Source organism: Streptomyces thermocarboxydus (assembly GCF_024760485.1).
Taxonomy (GTDB): Bacteria; Actinomycetota; Actinomycetes; order Streptomycetales; family Streptomycetaceae; genus Streptomyces; species Streptomyces cellulosae.
Window position 1 is genome coordinate 4,008,490 of the sequence record NZ_CP058273.1, and the last position, 20,828, is coordinate 4,029,317.

General features: G+C 72.6%; 22 protein-coding genes. 7 read left to right on the top strand and 15 right to left on the bottom strand.

Features of this window, described 5'->3' with window-relative positions; genetic code table 11:
- Positions 1–287 precede the first annotated feature (287 nt).
- The gene (locus AY578_RS18505; protein ID WP_051101698.1) at positions 288–1,199 is read right to left on the bottom strand and encodes an HAD family hydrolase; all 912 of its coding nucleotides are present in this window, start codon (positions 1,197–1,199) and stop codon (positions 288–290) included.
- 115 nt (positions 1,200–1,314) lie between these two features.
- Between AY578_RS18505 and AY578_RS18510 the strand changes: the two genes are divergently transcribed.
- The 5 genes from AY578_RS18510 (at position 1,315) to AY578_RS18530 (ending at position 7,033) form a co-directional block, all read left to right on the top strand.
- Entirely contained in the window at positions 1,315–1,584 is a 270-nt protein-coding gene (locus AY578_RS18510) for a glutaredoxin family protein (protein WP_019526230.1), read from the top strand.
- Positions 1,585–1,876: 292 nt separating this feature from the next.
- Positions 1,877–2,668 carry a redox-sensing transcriptional repressor Rex gene (locus AY578_RS18515; protein WP_026244028.1) on the top strand — a complete coding sequence of 264 codons (792 nt, stop codon included), beginning with the start codon at positions 1,877–1,879 and terminating at the stop codon, positions 2,666–2,668.
- A complete protein-coding gene (locus tag AY578_RS18520) occupies positions 2,665–4,374 on the top strand; it encodes a glutamyl-tRNA reductase (protein ID WP_028959956.1) in 1,710 nt (569 codons plus the stop codon). Before AY578_RS18515 ends, AY578_RS18520 begins: the two co-directional genes overlap by 4 nt.
- Positions 4,371–5,330 carry a hydroxymethylbilane synthase gene (gene hemC, locus AY578_RS18525; protein WP_019526233.1) on the top strand — a complete coding sequence of 320 codons (960 nt, stop codon included), beginning with the start codon at positions 4,371–4,373 and terminating at the stop codon, positions 5,328–5,330. The genes AY578_RS18520 and hemC overlap by 4 nt, the downstream gene beginning before the upstream one ends.
- Positions 5,327–7,033: a bifunctional uroporphyrinogen-III C-methyltransferase/uroporphyrinogen-III synthase gene (locus tag AY578_RS18530; protein WP_026244029.1), complete on the top strand. Its 1,707-nt coding sequence runs from the start codon at positions 5,327–5,329 to the stop codon at positions 7,031–7,033. The genes hemC and AY578_RS18530 overlap by 4 nt, the downstream gene beginning before the upstream one ends.
- 65 nt (positions 7,034–7,098) lie before the next feature.
- Here AY578_RS18530 and AY578_RS18535 read toward each other — a convergent pair whose 3' ends face one another.
- The 3 genes from AY578_RS18535 to AY578_RS18550 are packed head-to-tail and all read right to left on the bottom strand — an operon-like array spanning position 7,099 to position 8,884.
- The gene (locus tag AY578_RS18535) at positions 7,099–7,698 is read right to left on the bottom strand and encodes a nucleotidyltransferase family protein (RefSeq protein ID WP_136239744.1); all 600 of its coding nucleotides are present in this window, start codon (positions 7,696–7,698) and stop codon (positions 7,099–7,101) included.
- A complete protein-coding gene (locus AY578_RS34105; protein WP_019526236.1) occupies positions 7,695–8,054 on the bottom strand; it encodes a DUF397 domain-containing protein in 360 nt (119 codons plus the stop codon). The genes AY578_RS18535 and AY578_RS34105 overlap by 4 nt, the downstream gene beginning before the upstream one ends.
- Complete coding sequence (locus AY578_RS18550; RefSeq protein WP_019526237.1) at positions 8,051–8,884, bottom strand: helix-turn-helix domain-containing protein; 834 nt, start codon at positions 8,882–8,884, stop codon at positions 8,051–8,053. Before AY578_RS18550 ends, AY578_RS34105 begins: the two co-directional genes overlap by 4 nt.
- 387 nt (positions 8,885–9,271) lie before the next feature.
- Between AY578_RS18550 and AY578_RS18555 the strand changes: the two genes are divergently transcribed.
- A complete protein-coding gene (locus AY578_RS18555; protein WP_028959957.1) occupies positions 9,272–10,255 on the top strand; it encodes a hypothetical protein in 984 nt (327 codons plus the stop codon).
- An 11-nt stretch (positions 10,256–10,266) separates the two neighbouring features.
- Here AY578_RS18555 and AY578_RS18560 read toward each other — a convergent pair whose 3' ends face one another.
- The 10 genes from AY578_RS18560 to AY578_RS18605 all read right to left on the bottom strand — a co-directional run bounded on the left by AY578_RS18560 (position 10,267) and on the right by AY578_RS18605 (position 18,658).
- The gene (locus AY578_RS18560; protein ID WP_019526239.1) at positions 10,267–10,884 is read right to left on the bottom strand and encodes a DUF4232 domain-containing protein; all 618 of its coding nucleotides are present in this window, start codon (positions 10,882–10,884) and stop codon (positions 10,267–10,269) included.
- Positions 10,885–11,137: 253 nt separating this feature from the next.
- Positions 11,138–11,782: a DUF4232 domain-containing protein gene (locus AY578_RS18565; RefSeq protein WP_258903100.1), complete on the bottom strand. Its 645-nt coding sequence runs from the start codon at positions 11,780–11,782 to the stop codon at positions 11,138–11,140.
- A 126-nt stretch (positions 11,783–11,908) separates the two neighbouring features.
- A complete protein-coding gene (locus AY578_RS18570) occupies positions 11,909–13,126 on the bottom strand; it encodes an MFS transporter (RefSeq protein WP_258903102.1) in 1,218 nt (405 codons plus the stop codon).
- Between the two features lie 90 nt (positions 13,127–13,216).
- Positions 13,217–13,609, bottom strand: a complete 393-nt coding sequence (locus AY578_RS18575) for a hypothetical protein (RefSeq protein ID WP_028959960.1) — start codon at positions 13,607–13,609, stop codon at positions 13,217–13,219.
- Between the two features lie 130 nt (positions 13,610–13,739).
- On the bottom strand, positions 13,740–15,209 hold the full coding sequence (gene pdxR / locus AY578_RS18580) for a MocR-like pyridoxine biosynthesis transcription factor PdxR (RefSeq protein WP_258903104.1): 1,470 nt from the start codon (positions 15,207–15,209) through the stop codon (positions 13,740–13,742).
- A 14-nt stretch (positions 15,210–15,223) separates the two neighbouring features.
- Positions 15,224–15,940 (bottom strand): B3/B4 domain-containing protein, encoded by a 717-nt coding sequence (locus tag AY578_RS18585; RefSeq protein WP_258903105.1) that lies wholly within the window; start codon positions 15,938–15,940, stop codon positions 15,224–15,226.
- Positions 15,940–16,551 carry a LysE family translocator gene (locus AY578_RS18590; RefSeq protein ID WP_019526245.1) on the bottom strand — a complete coding sequence of 204 codons (612 nt, stop codon included), beginning with the start codon at positions 16,549–16,551 and terminating at the stop codon, positions 15,940–15,942. The genes AY578_RS18585 and AY578_RS18590 overlap by 1 nt, the downstream gene beginning before the upstream one ends.
- Before the next feature lie 99 nt (positions 16,552–16,650).
- Entirely contained in the window at positions 16,651–17,610 is a 960-nt protein-coding gene (locus tag AY578_RS18595) for a D-2-hydroxyacid dehydrogenase family protein (RefSeq protein WP_258903108.1), read from the bottom strand.
- 37 nt (positions 17,611–17,647) lie between these two features.
- Positions 17,648–18,412 carry an alpha/beta fold hydrolase gene (locus AY578_RS18600; RefSeq protein ID WP_258903110.1) on the bottom strand — a complete coding sequence of 255 codons (765 nt, stop codon included), beginning with the start codon at positions 18,410–18,412 and terminating at the stop codon, positions 17,648–17,650.
- 66 nt (positions 18,413–18,478) lie between these two features.
- Positions 18,479–18,658, bottom strand: coding sequence for a hypothetical protein (locus tag AY578_RS18605; protein WP_215048336.1), 180 nt, complete (start codon positions 18,656–18,658; stop codon positions 18,479–18,481).
- 274 nt (positions 18,659–18,932) lie between these two features.
- Between AY578_RS18605 and hemB the strand changes: the two genes are divergently transcribed.
- On the top strand, positions 18,933–19,925 hold the full coding sequence (gene hemB / locus AY578_RS18610; RefSeq protein WP_019526249.1) for a porphobilinogen synthase: 993 nt from the start codon (positions 18,933–18,935) through the stop codon (positions 19,923–19,925).
- A gap of 97 nt (positions 19,926–20,022) precedes the next feature.
- On the opposite strand, the gene AY578_RS18615 is transcribed toward hemB, so the two are convergent.
- Complete coding sequence (locus AY578_RS18615; RefSeq protein WP_258903113.1) at positions 20,023–20,826, bottom strand: DUF4232 domain-containing protein; 804 nt, start codon at positions 20,824–20,826, stop codon at positions 20,023–20,025.
- Positions 20,827–20,828: the final 2 nt, after the last annotated feature.

Consider the following 20,828-nt stretch of genomic DNA (forward strand, 5'->3'; position numbering starts at 1 on the left):
CGTCTGAGGAGAATAACGCTTCGTACAGGCTCTGCTACACCGAGTTGCTCAAATCATCGATTACGTCGCTTCCGTAACCGATTGACGCTTGTTCAGTGTGAGGAAGCTGATCGGTTGGTGACCGGAAGCTTTCGAATTCCGGATAAGTCCAGGGCGAGTTGTGGCCGTGTGCAGCCAAGAAGACTGCTCGGACGCGTCACGGGGTACGGCAGTCGGTTTGGGGCGTGTCGCGGCCCGCGCGGTCACTGCGGGCACCCGCGCGGGCCCGTTCGAGGGCGGACGGGGTGTCAGCGGCGCTTGCGGTGCAGGGCGATGGCGGCGGCCGTGCCGCCGGCCACCGCGCCCACGCCGGCCGCGGCCGGGATGCCCACCTTGGCCGCCTTGCGGCCGGTGCGGTAGTCGCGCAGCCGCCAGTCCATCCGGCGGGCGTGCTTGCGGAGCTTGGAGTCCGGGTTGATCGCGTAGGGGTGGCCCACCAGCGACAGCATCGGGATGTCGTTGTGCGAGTCGCTGTAGGCGGCGCACCGGCTCAGGTCGAGTCCCTCCGCCAGGGCGAGCGCGCGGACCGCCTCCGCCTTCGCGGGGCCGTGCAGGGGCTCGCCCACGAGTTTGCCCGTGTACACGCCGTCGACCGACTCGGCGACGGTGCCCAGGGCGCCGGTCAGGCCGAGGCGGCGGGCGATCACCGTGGCGATCTCCACCGGGGCGGCGGTGACCAGCCACACCCGCTGGCCCGCGTCGAGGTGCGCCTGGGCCAGCGCGCGGGTGCCGGGCCAGATCCGCTCCGCCATGTACTCGTCGTAGATCTCCTCGCCGATGGACTGCAACTCGCAGACGCGGTGGCCCTGGACGATGGAGAGCGCCGAGTCGCGCGCCTCCTGCATGTGCTCGGGGTCCTCGACGCCGGCCAGCCGGAACCACGCCTGCTGCCAGGCGAACCGGGCCAGCTCGCGGGTGTCGAAGAACTTCCGCTTGTACAGGCCCCGCCCGAAGTGGAACAGGGCGGCGCCCTGCATGACGGTGTTGTCCAGGTCGAAGAACGCGGCGGCCCGCTCGTCACCGGGTACCGGGAACTCGGGTTCGCGTTCGGAAACTTCCTGGGTGGTTTTGCGGGCGGCCTCCGCCGAGGCCTCGCCAGCCAACACGCTCCGCGCCGTGGCGGAGCGCCTACGGGGAGTGAGCCATCCGAGAGCGGCCATGGCGTGAGCATAGCCAGTGCGCGCCCCTGTTCCGGAGCCGAGAGGTCGCCACGTCGTGAACTCTGTGTGTCCCGGGCGGTGTCCCGGCCTTGTCCCGGGCGGGACAATGACCCGTATGAGCCCTCTCTTCCGCCGCGCCGGACCCCCGCGGGACCGGCTCGTGACGCTGATCCGCAAGCCCGGCTGCCATCTGTGCGACGACGCGCAGGTGGTGGTGGAGAAGGTGTGCTCCGAGCTCGGGGTCCCGTGGGAGCAGAAGGACATCACCGAGGACCGGGAGCTGTACGAGAAGTACTGGGAGCAGATCCCCGTGGTGCTCGTCGACGGACGGCAGCACACCTTCTGGCGCGTGAACGAGGACCGTCTCCGCAAGGCCCTGGGGTGACTGACCGGCCAGTTCAATCTGGCGGAAATTCGCTTAGGATCGATGGCGGCTTGGTCTCGGGGGCGGGATTCACAGAGGAGAGTGTGCGGTTTTGCCCCTAGAAGCTAAGGAACGGCGGTGCAGGCGCGCCGGTTCCCCGCACATGCGCGGGGGGCGCGTGACCCCGGTCACGTTGGCCGGGCAAATCGGACACAATCTTTGTGCACGCGTTCACAAAGACATAGCCTGCATTCGACGGGGCGGTCCGGGGACGTATGACCGCCTGAAGCCCCGCTCTACCCGCAGGAGCACCGTGGCAACTGGCCGAACTCACCGACCGGCGACCCGTAGCCGAGGGATTCCCGAGGCCACCGTCGCCCGGCTTCCGCTGTACCTCCGCGCCCTGACCGCGCTCTCCGAGCGCTCGGTGCCCACGGTCTCCTCCGAGGAGCTGGCGGCCGCCGCGGGTGTCAACTCCGCGAAGCTGCGCAAGGACTTCTCCTACCTGGGTTCCTACGGCACCCGGGGCGTCGGCTACGACGTCGAGTATCTCGTGTACCAGATCTCCCGCGAACTGGGCCTCACCCAGGACTGGCCGGTCGTGATCGTCGGTATCGGTAACCTCGGCGCCGCCCTCGCCAACTACGGAGGGTTCGCCTCCCGCGGTTTCCGGGTCGCCGCGCTCATAGACGCCGACCCCGCGATGGCCGGGAAGCCCGTCGCCGGCATCCCCGTGCAGCACACCGACGAGCTCGAGACGATCATCCGGGACAACGGCGTGTCCATCGGCGTCATCGCCACCCCGGCCGGCGCCGCCCAGCAGGTGTGCGACCGGCTCGTCGCCGCCGGCGTCACCTCCATCCTGAACTTCGCGCCGACCGTGCTGACCGTCCCGGACGGCGTCGACGTGCGCAAGGTGGACCTCTCCATCGAGCTGCAGATCCTCGCCTTCCACGAGCAGCGCAAGGCCGGTGAGGAGGCCGCCGCCGAGGTCACCACCTCCCAGGCCGCCGGCACCACCAACACCGCCGTCGCCGCCAAGCGCGAGGACTCCGGCACCGACCAGGGACCCGACGGGGACGTACCCGCCGTGATGCCGGCATGAGTCTCCTCGTCGTCGGACTGAGCCACCGCAGCGCCCCGGTCAGCGTGCTGGAGCGGGCGTCGCTGAGCACGGAGGCGCAGACCAAGCTGCTGCAGGACACGGTCGCGGCCGAGCCCGCCTCCGAGGGCGCGGTCCTCGCCACCTGCAACCGCATCGAGCTGTACGCCGACGTGGACAAGTTCCACGCCGGTGTCGCCGAGCTGTCCACGCTGCTCGCCCAGCACAGCGGGGTCGGCCTGGAGGAGCTCACTCCTTATCTCTATGTGCACTACGAGGACCGGGCCGTCCACCACCTGTTCTCGGTGGCCTGCGGACTGGACTCGATGGTCGTGGGCGAGGGGCAGATCCTCGGCCAGATCAAGGACTCCCTGGCACGCGCCCAGGCCACGCACACCGCCGGACGGCTGCTGAACGACCTGTTCCAGCAGGCGCTGCGGGTCGGCAAGCGCGCCCACTCCGAGACCGGCATCGACCGCGCCGGGCAGTCCCTGGTCACCTTCGGCCTGGAGCAGCTCGCGCTCGGCACCCCCGTCGAGACCTGGGCCCGCGGCAAGAAGGCCCTCGTCATAGGCGCCGGGTCGATGTCCTCGCTGTCCGCGGCGACGCTCGCGCGCGCCGGGGTCGCCGAGGTCGTGGTCGCGAACCGCACGCCCGACCGCGCCGAGCGGCTGGTGCGGATCCTCACCGAGGGCGACGCCACGGACGTGACGGCCCGCGCGGTCCCGATGACATCGGTGCCGTTCGAGCTGACACGTGCCGATGTGGTCGTTTCCTGCACCGGTGCGACCGGCCTGGTCCTGACCGGCGACATGATCGCCGCGGGCGTCGAGGGACGCGTCGACACGGCGCCCGTCGTCGACCTCGACGCCGTCGCCGAGGAGGACGCCCGCGAGAGCGCACCGGCCGCGCCGGCTCCCGCCGAGGACGGCTGCCCGGTCGACCTGCCCACGGTGCGGCCCGGCTTCTCCGTCATGGGGGAGGCGGCCGTCGCCGGGATGGACGCGGCCACGCTGGAGCAGCACGGCGCGTGGGCGGCGGGCTCCGCCGTCGACCGCCGGGACGCCGCCCGCGGCACCGGTCCGGAGGCGGACGCCGAGGTCATCGGCGCGCTCGCCGCGGCCGCGTCCGCGATCGGCCGCATCCCCGAGCGCCGGCGGCCCGAGCCGGTGGACGTGCCGCAGCGCCCCGAGCCCGTGCTCTTCCTGCTGGACCTCGCCATGCCGCGGGACGTCGACGCGGCGGCGCACCGCCTGCCCGGCGTGCGGCTCGTCGACATCGAATCGCTCGCGGAGGCGTCCGCGGACGCTCCGATGGCTGCCGATGTGGACCAGGTCCGGCGTATCGTCTCCGACGAGGTCGCCGCGTTCGGGGCGGCACAGCGGGCGGCGCACATCACGCCGACCGTCGTCGCCCTGCGGACCATGGCGGCCGACGTGGTGGCCGGTGAGATGGCCCGCCTGGAGGGGCGGCTCCCCGGCCTGGACGACAAGCACCGCGCGGAGATCACCCAGACCGTGCGACGGGTGGTCGACAAGCTGCTGCACGCCCCGACGGTCCGGGTCAAGCAGCTCGCGGCCGAGCCCGGCGGGGCCGGGTACGCGGACGCGCTGCGCACCCTGTTCGACCTCGACCCCGAGACGGTGGCCTCCGTCTCCCGCGCCGAGGAAAGCACCGAGAAGAACGCAGAGAACCGAGGGCCGGGATGACTGAGAAGGCACTGAGGCTGGGGACCAGGCGCAGCAAGCTCGCCATGGCCCAGTCCGGGCAGGTGGCGGATGCCGTGAGCCAGGTGACCGGACGGCCCGTCGAGCTCGTCGAGATCACCACGTACGGCGACGTCTCGCGTGAGCACCTCGCGCAGATCGGCGGCACCGGCGTCTTCGTCGCCGCGCTGCGGGAGGCACTGGCGCGCGGCGAGGTGGACTTCGCGGTGCACTCCCTCAAGGATCTGCCGACCGCCCAGCCCGACGAGCTGGTCGTGGCGGCGATCCCCGAGCGTGAGGACCCGCGGGACGTGATCATCGCGCGGGACGCGCTGAAGCTCACCGACCTGCCGCGCGGGGCGCGCATAGGCACTGGTTCGCCGCGCCGCATGGCGCAGCTGAACGCGTACGCCCGCACGCACGGCATGGACATCGAGACGGTCCCGATCCGGGGCAACGTCGACACGCGCATCGGGTACGTCACCAAGGGCGACCTGGACGCGGTCGTGCTGGCGGCCGCCGGGCTCAACCGGGTCGGCCGCAGCGACGAGGTGACCGACTTCCTGTCGGTCGACACGGTTCTGCCCGCCCCCGGCCAGGGGGCACTGGCGATCGAGACCACCGCGGACAACGCGGAGCTCATCGCCGCGCTCGCCCAGCTCGACGACCCGTTCACCCGGGTCGCCGTGACGGCCGAGCGGTCACTGCTCGCCGCCCTGGAGGCCGGCTGCAGCGCCCCTGTCGGGGCGTTGGCCGACCTTCTGGCCGACGGGCAGACTGTCAAGGAAATGCGCCTGCGCGGAGTTGTCGGCACGACCGACGGTTCCACGCTGGTGCAGCTGTCCACCACCGGTCCCGTGCCCGAGACGCACGAGGCGGCGACGGCGCTCGGTCGCGAACTCGCCACCGAGATGCTTGCGCAGGGCGCGGCCGGTCTGATGGGGGAGCGAGCACTTTGAGCCCCACCACTCTTCCCGCCCCTCCGGAACAAGGGCACGTCACCTTCCTCGGTGCCGGACCCGGGGATCCGGGACTGCTGACCCTGCGCGCCGTGGAGGCCCTGGCGAACGCGGACGTCCTCGTCGCCGAGCACGACGTGCTCGATGTCGTACGGACGCACGCCAGGCAGGGCGTCGCCGAGGTGCACACGGACGCGGACACGTCTGCGTCGTCCACGCCGGGCACGGGCACGCCCCAGCTGACGGTCGTTGACGGCGCGTCAACAACCGCCGGTGTCCCCGCGAATAGGGATGCCGCACATCTTGTCATGGAGGCCGCGCGGGGCGGCAAGCGGGTCGTCCGTGCGGTGTCCGGCGACCCCGGGCTCGATGCGTACGCCGCCGAGGAGATGCTGGCGTGCGCCTCGGCCGGGGTGCCGTTCGAGGTCGTCCCCGGTGTCGCCACCGCGGTCGGCGTGCCCGCGTACGCCGGTGTGCCGCTGCGTGACGCGCAGGGCACCGACGTGCGGTTCGTCGACGCGCGCACGGCGTCCGACCGGTGCTGGACCGAGGTCGGCGCCTCCGACGGCACGGTGGTCGTGTCCACCACGCTGGACTCGGTGGCCGCCGCCGCGGGCGAACTGGTGTCCGCCGGACGTAAGCCCGACACCCCGCTGACGGTGACCGTCGCCGGCACCACGACCCGGCAGCGCACCTGGACGGCGACGCTCGGCACGATCGCGCAGACGCTGAAGCAGGCGAAGGTGCTGCCCTCCCCTGAGGGCGGCCGCCCGGTGATAGCCGTGGTCGGTGAGCGTTCCGCCGCCGCCCAGCGGGACCGGCTGGCGTGGTTCGAGTCCAAGCCGCTGTTCGGCTGGAAGGTGCTCGTGCCGCGCACCAAGGAGCAGGCGGCGTCGCTCTCCGACCAGCTGCGGTCCTACGGGGCCGTGCCGCACGAGGTGCCGACCATCGCGGTCGAGCCGCCGCGCACGCCCCAGCAGATGGAGCGCGCGGTCAAGGGCCTGGTCACCGGCCGCTACGAGTGGATCGCGTTCACGTCGGTCAACGCGGTCAAGGCGGTGCGCGAGAAGTTCGAGGAGTACGGGCTCGACGCCCGCGCCTTCGCCGGGATCAAGGTCGCGGCGGTGGGCGAGCAGACCGCGAAGGCGCTGATCGCCTTCGGCGTGAAGCCGGACCTGGTGCCGAGCGGCGAGCAGTCGGCCGCGGGCCTGCTGGAGGACTGGCCGCCGTACGACCCGGTCTTCGACCCGATCGACCGTGTCTTCCTGCCGCGCGCCGACATCGCCACCGAGACGCTGGTCGCGGGGCTGATCGAGCTGGGCTGGGAGGTCGACGACGTCACCGCCTACCGGACGGTGCGCGCGTCGCCGCCGCCGGCGGAAACCCGCGAGGCGATCAAGGGCGGCGGCTTCGACGCGGTGCTGTTCACCTCGTCGTCGACGGTCCGGAACCTGGTCGGCATCGCCGGCAAGCCGCACAACGTGACGGTGATCGCGTGTATCGGCCCGGCCACGGCGAAGACGGCCGAGGAGCACGGGCTGCGGGTGGACGTGATGGCTCCCGAGCCGTCGGTCCACAAGCTGGCGGAGGCCCTCGCGGACTTCGGCGCGCGGCGCCGGCTGGCCGCGCTGGAGGCGGGTGACCCGGTCACCCGGCCCAGCGAGCGGCGGCCGGGGGCGCGGAGACGTCGTTCCACGACGTGAGGTGAGCGGGAGTGTGTGACGGCGGGGCGTGTCTGCGGACACGCCCCGCCGTCGTTTGCCCTCGCTCAGGCCGTGGGCCAGTCCAGCACGGTGAGCTCCGGCCACTGCCTGCGCCAGCGCTCGGTCTTCGCCTCGTACACGGCGCGGGGCGCGAGGACGGGGTTGGGCCGTACGACGAGCCCGAACACGTCGGACAGCCCGTGCGGCGCGTACACCCGCCACCGGCCGTCGGGGGTGAGGCGGACGCCGAGACAGCAGGTGGTCGCGGCGAAGCTGTCGATGGCGGCTTCGGTGGAGGTGTAGGGGGCGCAGGGGACGCCGAACTTCCGCTCGTACCAGAGGTGGACGCGGGCCTCGTTGCGGACCTCCACGTCGGCGGGGAGGTCCGCGAAGACGTCTGCCGCCGCGCGGATCACCTTGTCCTCGGACTCCCAGGACAGGTCGCCGTCGTCGAAGTAGAAGACGTCGTAGTCCTTGATGCCCTCGGCGGGCGGGCGGCCGGTGGCGACGTTCCACACGGTCTGGAAGAGGCAGCCTGCCGTCAGGTACCAGCCGGGCAGGTCGAGGGTCGCCGTCCGGTTCAGCACCTCCAGCAACGTCTCGTTGCGGGAGAGGGTGTCTTGCAGCGCGGCGAGCTGCTCGTCCAGAGGGAGGCGGGTGGTCATCGCGTGCGCGAGGCGTAGGGGAGGAAAGTCGCCCAGGCGGTGGGGGTGAGGGTGAGGCGGGGGCCGTGGGGGGTTTTGGAGTCGCGGACGAGGATGTGGTTGGGGGTCGCGGCGGCTTCGACGCAGGAGGGCCCGTCGTCGGAGCTGTAGCTGCTCTTGGTCCACGCCGGGTGCATGGTCTCGATGAAGGTCGCCCAGGCGGTGGGGGTGAGGGTGAGGCGGGGGCCGTGGGGGGTCTTGGAGTCGCGGACGAGGACCGTCGCGGGGGTGGTGGCCGCCTCGACGCAGTCGGGGCCCTCGTCCGTGCTGTAGCTGCTCTTCGTCCACACGAGAGGGGTCTCCGCCTTCAGAGTCATGTCTCTCCCAGCACTTTCTCGATGAGGGCCAGTGATTCTCGCGGGCTGAGAGCCTGCGCCCGGATGGCTCCGTAACGCATCTCGAGAAGCTGTACTTCCTTCGGGTCGGCGATCACACGACTGATGTGCTGCACCTCCAGATGCCCGACCGTCGTGCCGTCCCTCAGCCTCAGCAGCCGGAACGACCCGGCGAGGCCCGGGTTCTCCTCGTGGCTCAGCGGGAGTACCTGGAGGTCGACGTTCGGGAACCTGCCGACCAACAACAGGCGTTCGAGCTGCCCGCGCATGACCATCCTGCCCCCGAGGGGCCGGCGAAGTGTCGACTCGCACTGGACGAAGCTGAAAAGTGGTCGGCCCGCCGTCTCACTGACGATCTCCTGGCGTGCGACGCGGGCGGACAGCCGTTGGTCGAGCTCGTCCGCCGTGAACGGTGGCCGACGGGCGCTGAAGACCGCCCGGGCATACTCCGGTGTCTGCAACAATCCGTGAATCACGGAGTTGTTGTAGGCGGCGAGCTCTACGGCCTCCGCCTCCAGCTTCTTCAGGTCCCGCACGGTCTTGGGGTACCTGATCTCCGCGACGTCCTTCTTCATCGCGGAGATCTTGCCGTCGGCGCCGAGCGCATCGTCCGCCGCGTCCAAATACTCAGGGCGCGGAATGCGCCGCCCCCGCTCCACCGAGGAGACCAGTTCCTCGCCGTAGCCGATGGCCGCGCCGAACTCCGCCTGGGTGAGGCCGGCCGCCTCGCGCCACAGCTTGAGCTGTCGTACGACCGTCCGCATGACGGCCCCGGCCTCCTCGTCGTCCAGCCACGCTTCCCACCCGGTCATCCCGCCGCCCTCCCGTCGCGCCCGTCCTTGCCCGATCAACGCGGGGGGAACGGGGCTGGTCACCTGCCAGGCGGCCCGCCGTCGCGAGGGCGGTGTGCCGGAGCCAGGTAGGGCGGGATCCGGTGGGCCGGCGGGCGGGGCTTCGGGACGTAAAAAGACCTAAGTACCTAGGGTAAAAACCAACCAACCCCACCAAACCTCGCGTTGATCACTCGGCTGGGTGAAACGCGTCGAACTGGGTGGCGCCGCGGTGGTGTGGGCGGGCACTCTCAGCGCAGAGGGTCGGATCAACTCGGCGCTCTCACAACTCCGTACAGACATCGGCCCCCGGCCGGGACTAGCACTCCCGGGCGAGGGCCTGACCACAGAGAAGAAGGCCCCTTCCCCATGGCTGAGCAGAAGCTTAGTGCTGCACCGCGCCCGATTCAGGGTGTTCGACGATCCACCACCCACTCCGGTGTCACACACGTACGTACGTACCAGTCCGGGCAGTACGTCGTCGTCGGCAACCACCTCGCCCAGCACCGCGACTTGTCGCTGACCGCGATCGGGCTGGCGACCCACATCTTCTCGGTGCCCGAGAGCACCCCGGTGGACATCCGCAGCCTCACCGAGCGCTTCCCCGAAGGGCGGGACCGGATCGCCTTCGCCTTGCGGGAGTTGGAGGCGCACGGGTATCTGCGGCGCGTCCGCGAGCGCACGGAGGACGGTCAGCTCGTGACGCGTACGTACGCCCACCACGCGCCGGTGGACGTGGCGTCCGCCGGTGTCACCGGGATCGAGCGGCGTCCCGTGGGTGGCCGCGCGCGTACGCGTGATGCCGTGGCCGGCGCCAGTCATGACGAGACGGCCCAGGAGGGTGACCAAGCGCCCTGTGACGTGGTGGTGCCGTCCGAGACGGCTGCCGCTGTGGAGCCGGACGTGGTCGCGCCTTCTGTGGAACCGCCGGCACCCGCGCCTCGTGGGCCCCTTCATGAGAAGGCGGTGACGCTGCTTGCCGGTCTGCGGCGTGCCGATGAGCGGCTCACCCTGTCGCTGCGGGACGTGCACCGGCTGGCGCCCGCCGTCGTCGACTGGCTCGAACGGGGTGCCGCCCCGGCGGCCGTGCTCCGCACCTTGACCGCCGACCTGCCCGTCACCATGAAGCACCCTGCGGGCGTGCTCGCCTACCGCCTGCGGGTGCTCCTGCCGCCGCCTCTTCCCGCCGCCCCGGAACCTCCACCGGTCACGGCTGCTGTCCACCGTCCGCATCCCTTCCAGGAGTGTGACGGCTGCGAGCGGGTCTTCCGGGCGCCGGAGCCGGGCCGCTGCCGCGACTGCCGGTACGGGCAGGCGACAGCGGAGGGGACCAGAACCGTCAGAGCGGCCTGAAGCCGGCCCGTTCAGCCGCCCTGGCCCGCGCTGCCGATCGGGCCGACCTTCACCGGGGTGCCCGAGCCGTCCGTGACGGGGAGGGACGTGCCCGGCCAGTCGAGGGTGACGGACTTGGTCTCGTTCGGCGGGGTGACGACGAGGCCCGTGACGTCGACGCCGGAGCCGCCGGAGTCGTTGACCGGGTAGGTGACCGCGAACGACACCGACTTGCCGTCCTTGAGGACGACCGAGGGGGCCTCTTCGCCGGTGCGCTCCGCGGAGAGCGAGCCCGCGTCCGTCTTCAGGTCGACGCCCGCGTAGCCGGTCAGCGCGCAGTCGCGGCCTCCGCCGTTGACGAAGGTCACCGCGACGGTGCCCACGGTGTCGCCGTCGATGGTGACGTTCTCGGCGGTGACCTCCAGTTCGTCGGTGCGGCAGTCGTCCGCCTTGCCGTCCTCGTTGCTGCCGGTCCCGGCGACCGTGCCCTCCTCCTGGCCCTTGTCCGTGTCGCTGCCTCCTGTGGAGGAACCGGCGGGGGACGAGGCGGCCGGCTGGGGGTCCGCGGCGATGTCGTCGTTCTGGCAGGCGGTGAGCGAGAGGCCCGCGACGACGGCGAGGGCGGCGACGGTGAGCTTGGTGGCGCGCATGGTGGTTTCCTCCGGAAGCGGTGGCGGCGGTGCTCTAGGTGACGGTCCGTCAGTGCGTCCGTCCCGCTCACCAAGACAGCTCCGCCCGCCCCGCCGTTTCGTCCGGCTGCGCTCTCGTACGTGTCCGTTACGCGCGTGACCCGGTGGTGACGCGCCCCAGGTCAGAGGCGGGGGCGCCGATGAAGGACGGGGGTGGCAGGCGGTGGTGTCCGTCGTGCGCGGAACCGTAGTCCCGCGCACCGACAACCGGAGGTCAGGACTGCGTGACCGGGCGCATCGCGAGGCCCTCCGTGGGCTGCCAGCCGGTGACGCGCTGGCCGTCGTCCGCCTGGAACGACCCCTCCGTGGGCATCTCCAGCTCGACCGGCTCCTCCGCCTCCGCCTCGCCGCCCGGGCTGCCGAGGGTGAGCGTCATGAAGGTCACCTCGTAGGTGTCCCGGTTCCCGCCCGTCGCGAGGACGCCCGCGTACGCCTTCTCACCGGGCGCGAGGGTGAACGGCTCGTCGGCCTCCGTGCCTTCCATCACCGGCGCCGGGCCCTGTGCGTCGCCCAGCATGATCTCCGGCGCGTTCCGGACCTCGCACTCCTTGTCGCTGCTGTTGGTCGCGACCACCATGACGTGCCGGACCGGCTTACCTCGCTCCCCGTAGTTCGACGCGGCGAAGGTGAGGTCCTCCATCGTGCAGAGGTCCGTGCCCGCCGCGTCGTCCCCGTCGGTCGCGTCGTCCGGCGCCGGGGACGACGGCCGGCTCACCGAGGGGGTCGGGGGCGCGGTCTCTTCCGGCCCGTTCGCGTTGTCCTCCTCGCACGCCGTCGTCGCCAGCAGCGCGGCGGCGACCGCCGCGCCGACGGCATACGACGTCCAGGGACGGCGGGTTCTGGTGGTCGTGGTCTGCATCGGTGTCTCCCCGTGGTCGGACCAGTGCGTCTGGTGCGTACAAGCACGGGATTCCGCGGCCCGCGGTTGCCCTGCAGTCCCTTTCAGGGCGTGTTGTTACCGATCATGCACATATCCGCCGCCGACTCACCGGCGCCGTGACCCGGGCGCGACCGTCAGGCGCCCGGTGCGGTTCACGTACGGCCGCGAGACCACCGTCACGCACACCGACACCGCCGCCAGCGCCGTGATCGTCACCGTCGGTGAGAACACCTGCGCCGTCCCGCCCGCGACCGCCGCCCCGATGCCCTGCCAGGTCATCCGGCCCGCCGACTCCACGCCCTGCACCTGGCCGCGCACCTGCTCGGGCGTGAGGGCCAGGAGCCGTTCCTGGAGGGGCAGCGTGGCCGCGAAGCCCGCGCTCGCGACGAAGACCGCGACCGCCGCCACCGCCGTCGGCGGGTGCAGGGCGAACAGCAGGTACGGCGCCGCGAGCAGCAGCCGGAGCGGGTACGCGCAGCGGCGCCGCCACTCGGCGGAGAGCAGGCGGCCCACGGTCAGGTCGCCGAGCAGCATGCCCCCGGACGCGGCGGCCAGCAGGATGCCCGCGTCCTCCTGGGCGTACGGGATGAACAGGGCCTCGCAGCCGACGATCAGGCCGTTGGGCACCCACAGGTTGAGGAGCAGGGCGCGCGGGCCGGTGCGGGAGAGGAGCGCCGCGTTGGCCGTCCAGGTCTCGCGCAGGCCGGGGCGGCGGGGCGGGCGGATGGAGCGTTCCCGTACGGTCGCCGCCGTCACGGCGAGAGCCGCCGCCGTCAGTGCCGCCGCCGCGAGGAACAGGCCCTGCGGGGTGAGGTGGCGCAGCAGCACCGCGCCGAGCGCGAACCCGAGGACGGAGGTGCCGCCCGCGGTGATGTTCATCAGCGAGCGGGCGGGGACGTACGCGGAGGCGGGCACCACCTCGGCGAGCAGGCCCATGCGCGTCCCGGTGTTCAGCGACTGGAAGAAGCCGAGGATCAGGAGCAGGGCGAAGCGGGCGGCCAGTGGGATGCCGGGGACCGCCTGCGCGGCGGCGCCCGCCAGGGCGACGCACTGGAGCGCGACCAGGGTGCGGCGCGGGCGGCTGCCGTCCGCGACCGACATCAGTGTGGTCGCGCCGAGCACGGTCGCGAACGTCGCGCCGTACATGCTCACGGCGGTGAGGAACGGGGAGCCGGTCGACCGGTCGACGAGCGTGCCGAGCGCGAAGCCGGAGAGGGTGCTCGCGCCGACGGTGAGCGTGAAACCGGTGTACAGGCCGGCGAACTCGCGGTTGCGGAGCAGAGATCGGTAACCGGGTTGCGGCGTAGGGGTGTCGGTAGGCATGAAAAAAAGCCTTTGGGCTGCCCTGCCGGGGCGCGCCAAAGGCTGACCGACGGATCATAGCGGGTCCGGGCCGGCTCCCGGACCCGGTTCTCAGATCAGGCCGACCGACACCAGGCCGCCCGTCGCGGCGACCGTGGCGGCGAGGCCGCGCAGACGTGGGGTGACGGCCCTGCGGCCGCCCCGTGTGGACAGCCTCAGCACGGCGTTCGCGGTGAACGCGGGGAGCAGCACGCCGAACATCGCGGCCGTCGCGAGCGCGGCGAGGGTCGGCTCGACGGACGTCGTCAGGGCGCCGACCGCCATCGCCGCCGCGGCGATCCCGTACAGCGCCGCCGGTACGAAGGTGAGGTCCTCCCGCGGGTGCGGGGCGGGACCGCGGCCCTTGGCGTGCGCCCAGTGGCGTCGCTCGATGCCGGTCCGCGCCGACACCATGACGACGACCTCGACCGCCAGGACGATCACGGCGATGTGCTCGATCGACACAGCGTTCCCCTGCCTGCCGTTGCTCCTGCGTCCACACGTTTCCGTTCGTACTGTCGACCGTACGTACCCGTCGGCGGCCGGTGTAGCAACTTGAGCCATTTCAGAGGCTTTTCGTCGGGGCTCCGGGGGGTCAGGCCAGGGCGCGCAGCGCGTTGCCCAGCACGGCCACGCCCTCGGTCAGTGTGCCGGGCGGGTCGGCCGCGTACCCGATGACCAGGCCGGGGCGGCCGGGGAGCTGCCGGTGCCAGGAGAGCGGGTGGCACTTGACGCCCAAGGCCAGCGCGGCAGCCGCCAGTTCGGTGTCGGGGACGTCCGGCGCGTACGTGACCGTCAGATGCAGTCCCGCCGCCGCGCCGTGCACGACCGCGCCCGGAAGGTGGGCGCGGACGGCGGCGATCACCGCGTCCCGCCGGCGGACGTGCCGGGGGCGCAGCAGCCGCAGATGCCGCTCCAGGCGGCCCGTCTCCATCAGCCGGGCCAGGACGAGCTGCGGCAGCACCGCGCTGCCGAGGTCGGTGAAGCGTTTCGCGTCGGTCAGCGCCTCCAGGTGCCGCCGGGGCGGGAGCAGCCAGCCGATGCGCAGGGCGGGGGCCAGCAGTTTGGAGACGCTGCCCATGTAGCAGAGGCGGTCGGTGAGCTGGGACCGCAGCGCGGGGACCGGCGGGCGGTCGTAGCGGTGCTCGGCGTCGTAGTCGTCCTCCAGGATCAGCCCGCCGTCCGCCGCCCACCGCAGCAGCTCGCGGCGGCGCTCCCCGCTGGTCACCACGCCGGTCGGGAACTGGTGGGCCGGTGTGAGGAGGACAGCGGGGGCGCCCGTGGCGCGCAGCGCGGTGACGTCCGGGCCGTGCGCGTCCACCGGGACGGGCGGGGTGGGCAGACCGCCGTGCGCCAGGTGCTGGCGGGTGCCGAGCGAGCCCGGCTCCTCCACCGCGACCGCCGTGATCCCGTCCGCGCGCAGCACCGGGTGCAGCAGGGTGAGCGCCTGGGCGATGCCCGCGACGATCAGGACGCCGTCCGGGGCGACAGCGATGCCCCGGCTGCGCGCCAGCCAGTCGGCGACCGCGCGGCGCAGCCGGGGCGCGCCCCGCGGGTCGCCGTATCCCAGATCCGCGCTGGACAGTTCGGCGAGTACGGCCCGTTCGGCGCGCAGCCAGGCGGTGCGGGGGAAGGCGGACAGGTCCGGGCGGCCCGGGGTGAGGTCGATCCGGGCGTCGGCGGCGCGCAGCGCGTCGAAGACGCGGGAGTCGGGCGTGCCGGAGAACGGGCTCGCGGACGACGGCTGTCGGGCGCTGGGCGGCAGGGGCGGCGGTGGTGCCGCGACCACGACTGTGCCTCCGCGCCGGCGTCCCTCGACATGACCGTCCTCCGCGAGCCTGCGGTACGCCTCGGTCACCACACCACGCGAGACACGCAGTTCGGCGGCGAGCAGACGGGTGGCCGGGAGTCTGCTGCCCACGGTCAGGCGACGGTCGGTGATCGCCTGCCGCAACTGCCGTGCGAGCCAGTCGGCCTTGCCGTCCGCGGGTACGTCGTCAGCGCGTAGTTGCAGGAAGTCCGAGCCGTGCGCGGTCGCGCCGTCCCTGTCGGTCACCGGATTCATGGTGCCATGCACGGCTACCGCACGCGTCCGTCGTCGTGGAGCCCGAACTCCGGTTCAGCATCGGTGAGTAGGGCGGTGACCGGCGTGACGGGCCAGAGCGCGGTCAGCTCCTTCTCCAAGGTCTCCAGCAGGCGCGCGACCGTGTCCGCCCCGCCCTCGTGCATCGCCTCCGCCACCACGAGGATCCGCCGCGTGCCCTCCCGCACCGCCGAGTGACCGCTCTGCCGGTTCGTCCAGCGGCGGGCGTGCGCGCGCCCGGCCGAGTCGGCGTACGTCACCTCGCCGGGGGCCGGGTGCTCGGTGCGGCCGTCGAACGTCGTGTACTCCTCGTCCCCGCGCGCGGGCCGCACCTCCAGCAGCGGGCCCGTGATCCGGACCGTGTCGAGCACCGCGACCGGCACGGCGTACGCGACCGAGACCGCGTTGCACAGGTCGACGACCGGATGGATGCGGGGCAGGGCGCCCTCCTTGCGCAGGCGGCGCAGCAGGGACTCGGAGGCGCAGCGGTACTGCGTCGGACGCAGCCCCATGCGGGCGTAGGTGCTTCGCCACGCCAGCACTTCGGGGAACCGGCTCTCGGGGCCGTCGGCCAGCCGGGTCTGGGCGCGGGCGGTGTACTCACTCACCCGCGCCTCCACGTCCGCCGTGCCGTCGACGCCCGTGGCGTGCAGCGCCCCCGCCGCCAGGCCCGGGTGGGCCGACCGGACCGCCTCGGTGTGTCGGAAGATCATCACGCCACCGCCATCCGGGCGCTCAGCCCGACGAAGCTCGCCGTGAAGACGGCACGCAGGGCCGTGGTGACCCGGGGGTGCGCCAGCAGCCGGTCCCGTACGGCCGCCGCGCACACCCCGTACGCGGTGAAGACCACGAACGTCAGGGCCATGAAGACCCCGCCGAGCTGGAGCATCAGGCCGAGGGAGCCGGAGGAGCCGGCCGGGACGAACTGCGGGAGGAAGGCGACGAAGAACAGCATCGGCTTCGGGTTCAGGACGTTGATCAGCACGGCGGTCGTGATCACGCGGAGCGCGGGGCGCGGCTCCGGCTCCGGCTCCGGGCGGACGGTGAACGCCTCCTTGTCGCGCAGCATCGCCCACGCCATGTACAGCAGGTAGGCGGCGCCCGCGTACTTCACGACCGCGTAGGCGAGCGGGCTGGAGGCGAGCAGGGCGGCGAGGCCCGTGACGGACGCCAGCAGGTGGGGCACGACGGCGACCGTGCAGCCGAACGCGGCCACCAGGCCCGCGCGCCGGCCGTGGGAGAGACCGGCGGCGAGCGTGTACACCACGCCGGTGCCGGGGGTGACCACCACGGCCAGGGCGGCCAGCAGGAACGCGAGACTCAAGAGAACCTCCGGGGATCGTCGGGTTCTCCCAGCCTGGTGGCGTCATGGACCGGTGGACAGGGCCAAAGAGCGGCCGTCCGACCGGTCCACAACGGGCGTTCAGCGGAGTGTGCGGACCGGCGTGCCCGACAGGTACGCCTCGATGTCCTCGACCGCCTCCGTGTAGTACGTGCGGTAGTTGAGCTCGGAGACGTAGCCGAGGTGCGGGGTCGCCAGCAGGCGCGGGGCCGTGCGCAGGGGGTGGTCGGCGGGGAGCGGCTCGGTGTCGAAGACGTCCACCGCCGCGCCCGCGATCGTGCCCTCGTGCAGCGCGGTGAGCAGAGCGTCCTGGTCGACGAGGCCGGCGCGGGAGGTGTTGACCAGGTAGGCGGTGGGCTTGATCAGGGCCAGTTCGGGCGCCCCGAGCAGGCCCCGGGTGGTGTCGCCGAGGACGAGGTGCAGGGAGACGAAGTCGCTGGTGCGCAACAACTCCTCCTTGGAAGGGGCCAGTTCGACGCCCACCTCGTCCGTGCGCTCCTTGGTGAGGTGCGGGCTCCACGCCGTGACCTCCATGCCGAAGGCGAGGCCCACCCGTGCCACCCGGCTGCCGATCTTGCCGAGGCCGATCAGGCCGAGGCGGTGGCCGTGCAGGTCGGCGCCGACCGTCGACTGCCAAGGGCCGTTCGTGCGCAGGGCGTTGTTCTCGGTGACCAAGCCCCGGGCGAACCCGAGCAGCAGCGCCCAGGTCAGCTCCACCGGCGGGGTGGGGAAGCTGCGGGTGCCGCAGACGGTGACGCCGTTGCGTTCGGCGGCCGCGTAATCGATGACCGAGTTGCGCATGCCGGAGGCGACGATCAGCTTCAGCCGGGGGAGCCGGTCCAGCAGCGAGGCCGGGAACGGGACCCGTTCGCGCAGGGTCACCACCAAGTCGAAGTCGGCCAGCGCGGCGGCCAGTTCGTCCTCGTCCGCGATGTGCTCGCGGAACGCGGTCACGTCCACCCGGTCCCGTACGGGACCCCAGTCGGCCAGCGTGGTGGCGACACCCTGGAAGTCGTCCAGCACGGCACAGCGCAGTCGCATGTCGGTCCCTCCGGCGGGTCGGGAAGAAAGGGGGAGGTCAGGCCAGCGCCTCGGCCGTCGCGCGGGCGAAGCCCTCCGGGTTGTCCAGCATGATGCAGTGCCCGCAGTCCGGGACCGCGACCACGCGGACGCCCGCCGCCTCCAGTTCGTCCGCGCCTGGGAAGGGACCGTCCGGCTCCGGGTAGAGGAAGGCGCGCGGCATCGGCAGGTCCAGCAGCAGCTCCCGCATGGTGGGGCTCGTGGCGCGGACCAGGTGCACGGCGCTGCGGTACAGGGCCTCCCGGCCCGTCAGTCGCATCGTCGCCCACCACGCGTCGCCCGCCCGGTCGCGTACCTCCTGCCAGCCGCCCGCGAGAAACTCCTCCTCGCTGTACGACGCGATGTCCCGGCTGCCGTAGGCGCCCCGCTCCGGCGTCAGCGGGTCCAGGTTGGCGTCGACGAGGACCAGCCGCGCCACCAGCTCCGGGTGGCGGGCGGCCAGGACGACGGCGACGGCCCCGCCCATGCTGTGCGCGACCACGTCGGCGGCGGTGACCCCCGCGGCGCGCAGTGCGGCGGCGAGCGTGTCCGCGTGGTCCTCCAGCGTGTAGGAGAACGAGGTGGGACGGTCGCTGTGGCCGTGGCCGAGCAGGTCGATCAGCAGGGAGCGGTGCCCGGCCAGCAGGGGGTGGACGGCGCTCTGCGCGAAGTACAGCGGTGAGGTGGCGCCGAGCCCGTGGACGTAGACGCGGACCGGGTCCTTGCCCGGCAGTTCGGCCCAGCGGATCTGGTCGCCCTCGGTCGTCACGGTGGCGCTGTGCACGGTTGTTGCCCCTCTGTCGCGCAGTCACGGAAGACGAGCACCGTATCCGGCGGAGTTGTGGCCGGCTCAGGGGGTGTGGCCGAAGCGGAGCAGGTCCGCGGGGTCGTAGGGCTGTTTGAGGCGCAGCAGGCCGGCGTGGACGTCCGGGGTCCAGGCGCGGGACGGGACAGGGCGCCGCCCATGTGCCGGATCTCCACCAGCGGCAGTGGGGACGAACAGGTCGGGGGTCTGGTGCAGGGGGGCCATGGGGAACTCCGCGGGGGCCGGTACGGAGGGGGTACGGATCGGACGGCGGCGGGCCGGGTCCAAGGGCGGCCCCGGCGCCTGCCGTCCGGGCCCTTCCTCCAGGATGGTCCCGTCGCGGGGGAGCCGCACGGCGGGGTGGTCGGGGGCCGGTGTCGCGCCGCCCGTAAGCCTTCCGGGAGCCCGTGCCGTACAGCTCGCGCGCCGGTCGCGCGCCCGCTGTGCGCCGACTCTCCGTCGGCAAAGGCACGGCCGGGGCGGGCGTAGCGTAGGTGGTATGACGACGTACGGATCCTTCCCCGGCACGCGCCCGCGGCGTCTGCGCACCTCCCCGGTGATGCGGCGCATGGTCGCCGAGACCCGCCTGCACCCCGCCGACTTCATCCTCCCGGCCTTCGTGCGCGAGGGCGTCTCCGAGCCGGTGCCGATCTCGTCGATGCCGGGTGTCGTGCAGCACACCCGCGACAGCCTGAAGAAGGCCGCCGCCGAGGCCGTCGCCGCCGGCATCTCCGGGATCATGCTGTTCGGCGTGCCGGAGGAGTCCAAGAAGGACGGCGTGGGCACGGCCGGCACCGATCCGGACGGCATTCTCCAGGTCGCCCTGCGGGACGTCCGCGCGGAGGTCGGCGACGACCTGCTCGTCATGTCCGACCTGTGCCTCGACGAGTTCACCGACCACGGCCACTGCGGCGTCCTCGACGACCAGGGCCGCGTCGACAACGACGCCACCCTCGAGCGGTACGCCGAGATGGCGCAGGTCCAGGCCGACGCGGGCGCCCATGTGGTCGGCCCGAGCGGGATGATGGACGGGCAGATCGGCGTCATCCGCGACGCCCTCGACCAGATCGGCCGGGACGACGTCGCGATCCTCGCGTACACCGCGAAGTACGCCTCCGCCTTCTACGGTCCCTTCCGGGAGGCCGTCGGCTCGTCGCTCCAGGGCGACCGCCGCACCTACCAGCAGGACCCGGCCAACCTCCGCGAGTCGATGCGCGAGCTGGAGCTCGACCTGGAGGAGGGCGCCGACATGGTCATGGTCAAGCCGGCCGGCCCCTACCTCGACGTCCTCGCCAAGGTCGCGGACGCGGTGGACGTGCCGGTCGTGGCGTACCAGATCTCCGGCGAGTACGCGATGATCGAGGCCGCCGCGGAGAGGGGCTGGATCGACCGCGACAAGGCGATCCTCGAGTCCCTCACGGGCATTCGCCGCGCCGGCGCGCGCAGCATCCTCACCTACTGGGCCACCGAGGTCGCCCAGACCCTGCGCTGACCCGCGCTTCCTCCGGGCCCGGAGCCGCCTCGCACGCCCGCGGGCGGGTGCACCCGCTGTCGCAGGTGAACCCGCCCGTCGTGGACGTGCCCGCGGCTCAGTACGTGAGCGCGTCGTCCTTCGAGTACTGCCAGTACGTCACCGTCAGGCTGCTGTCGTAGTACACGCCCGCGGCCGGCAGGGACGGGATCGCGGCGGGGCCGCCGTCGCTGTTCGGGGTGCGGCCCTGGAAACCGACGGCGAGCTTCTTGCCGGTGGTGCCGCCCGCGCCGCTGCCGTCGGCCGCCGACAGCATGACCCCGGCGTACCCCGACTCGCCCGGGGCCAGGGTGACGACGGCCTGCGGCTTGGAGTCCTCCACCGGCTGCGGCACCCACTGCATCTCGTCGAACCGCAGCACCGGGTAGTAGGTCAGGTCGCAGTTCTTCGAACCGGTGTTCTTCACCGTGATCAGCATGTGGTTCACCGGGCGGGAGACCGGCGCGGCGCTGACGGAGGTGTTCGAGCCGTTGCAGGGGTTGAACGCCGCCGGGCCGTCGTCGGACCCGCCCGAACCGGAGCCCTTCCCGGCCGACGAGCCCTTCCCGGCCGACGAGCCCTTCCCGGCCGACGAGCCCTGGCCGGCCGACGAGCCCTGTCCGGACGAGGAGCCCTTGCCGCTGTCGCCGGAGCCGGCCGCGTCCCCGCCGGACCCGTTCGCGGTGGAGCCGTTCCCCTTGTCGCCCGAGGCGGCCCCCTCCTTGGGCGCCTGCGAGGAGCTGTCGGAGGACGCCGACGCGACCGGCTTCGAGGCGGACGCGCCCTCGTCGCGGGTGCCGGTGCCGTCCTGGCAGGCGGTCAGCGCGAGGGAGGCGACGGCGACACTGGCGGCGGCGAGGAGCTGGAGGCGAGAGGTGCGCATGG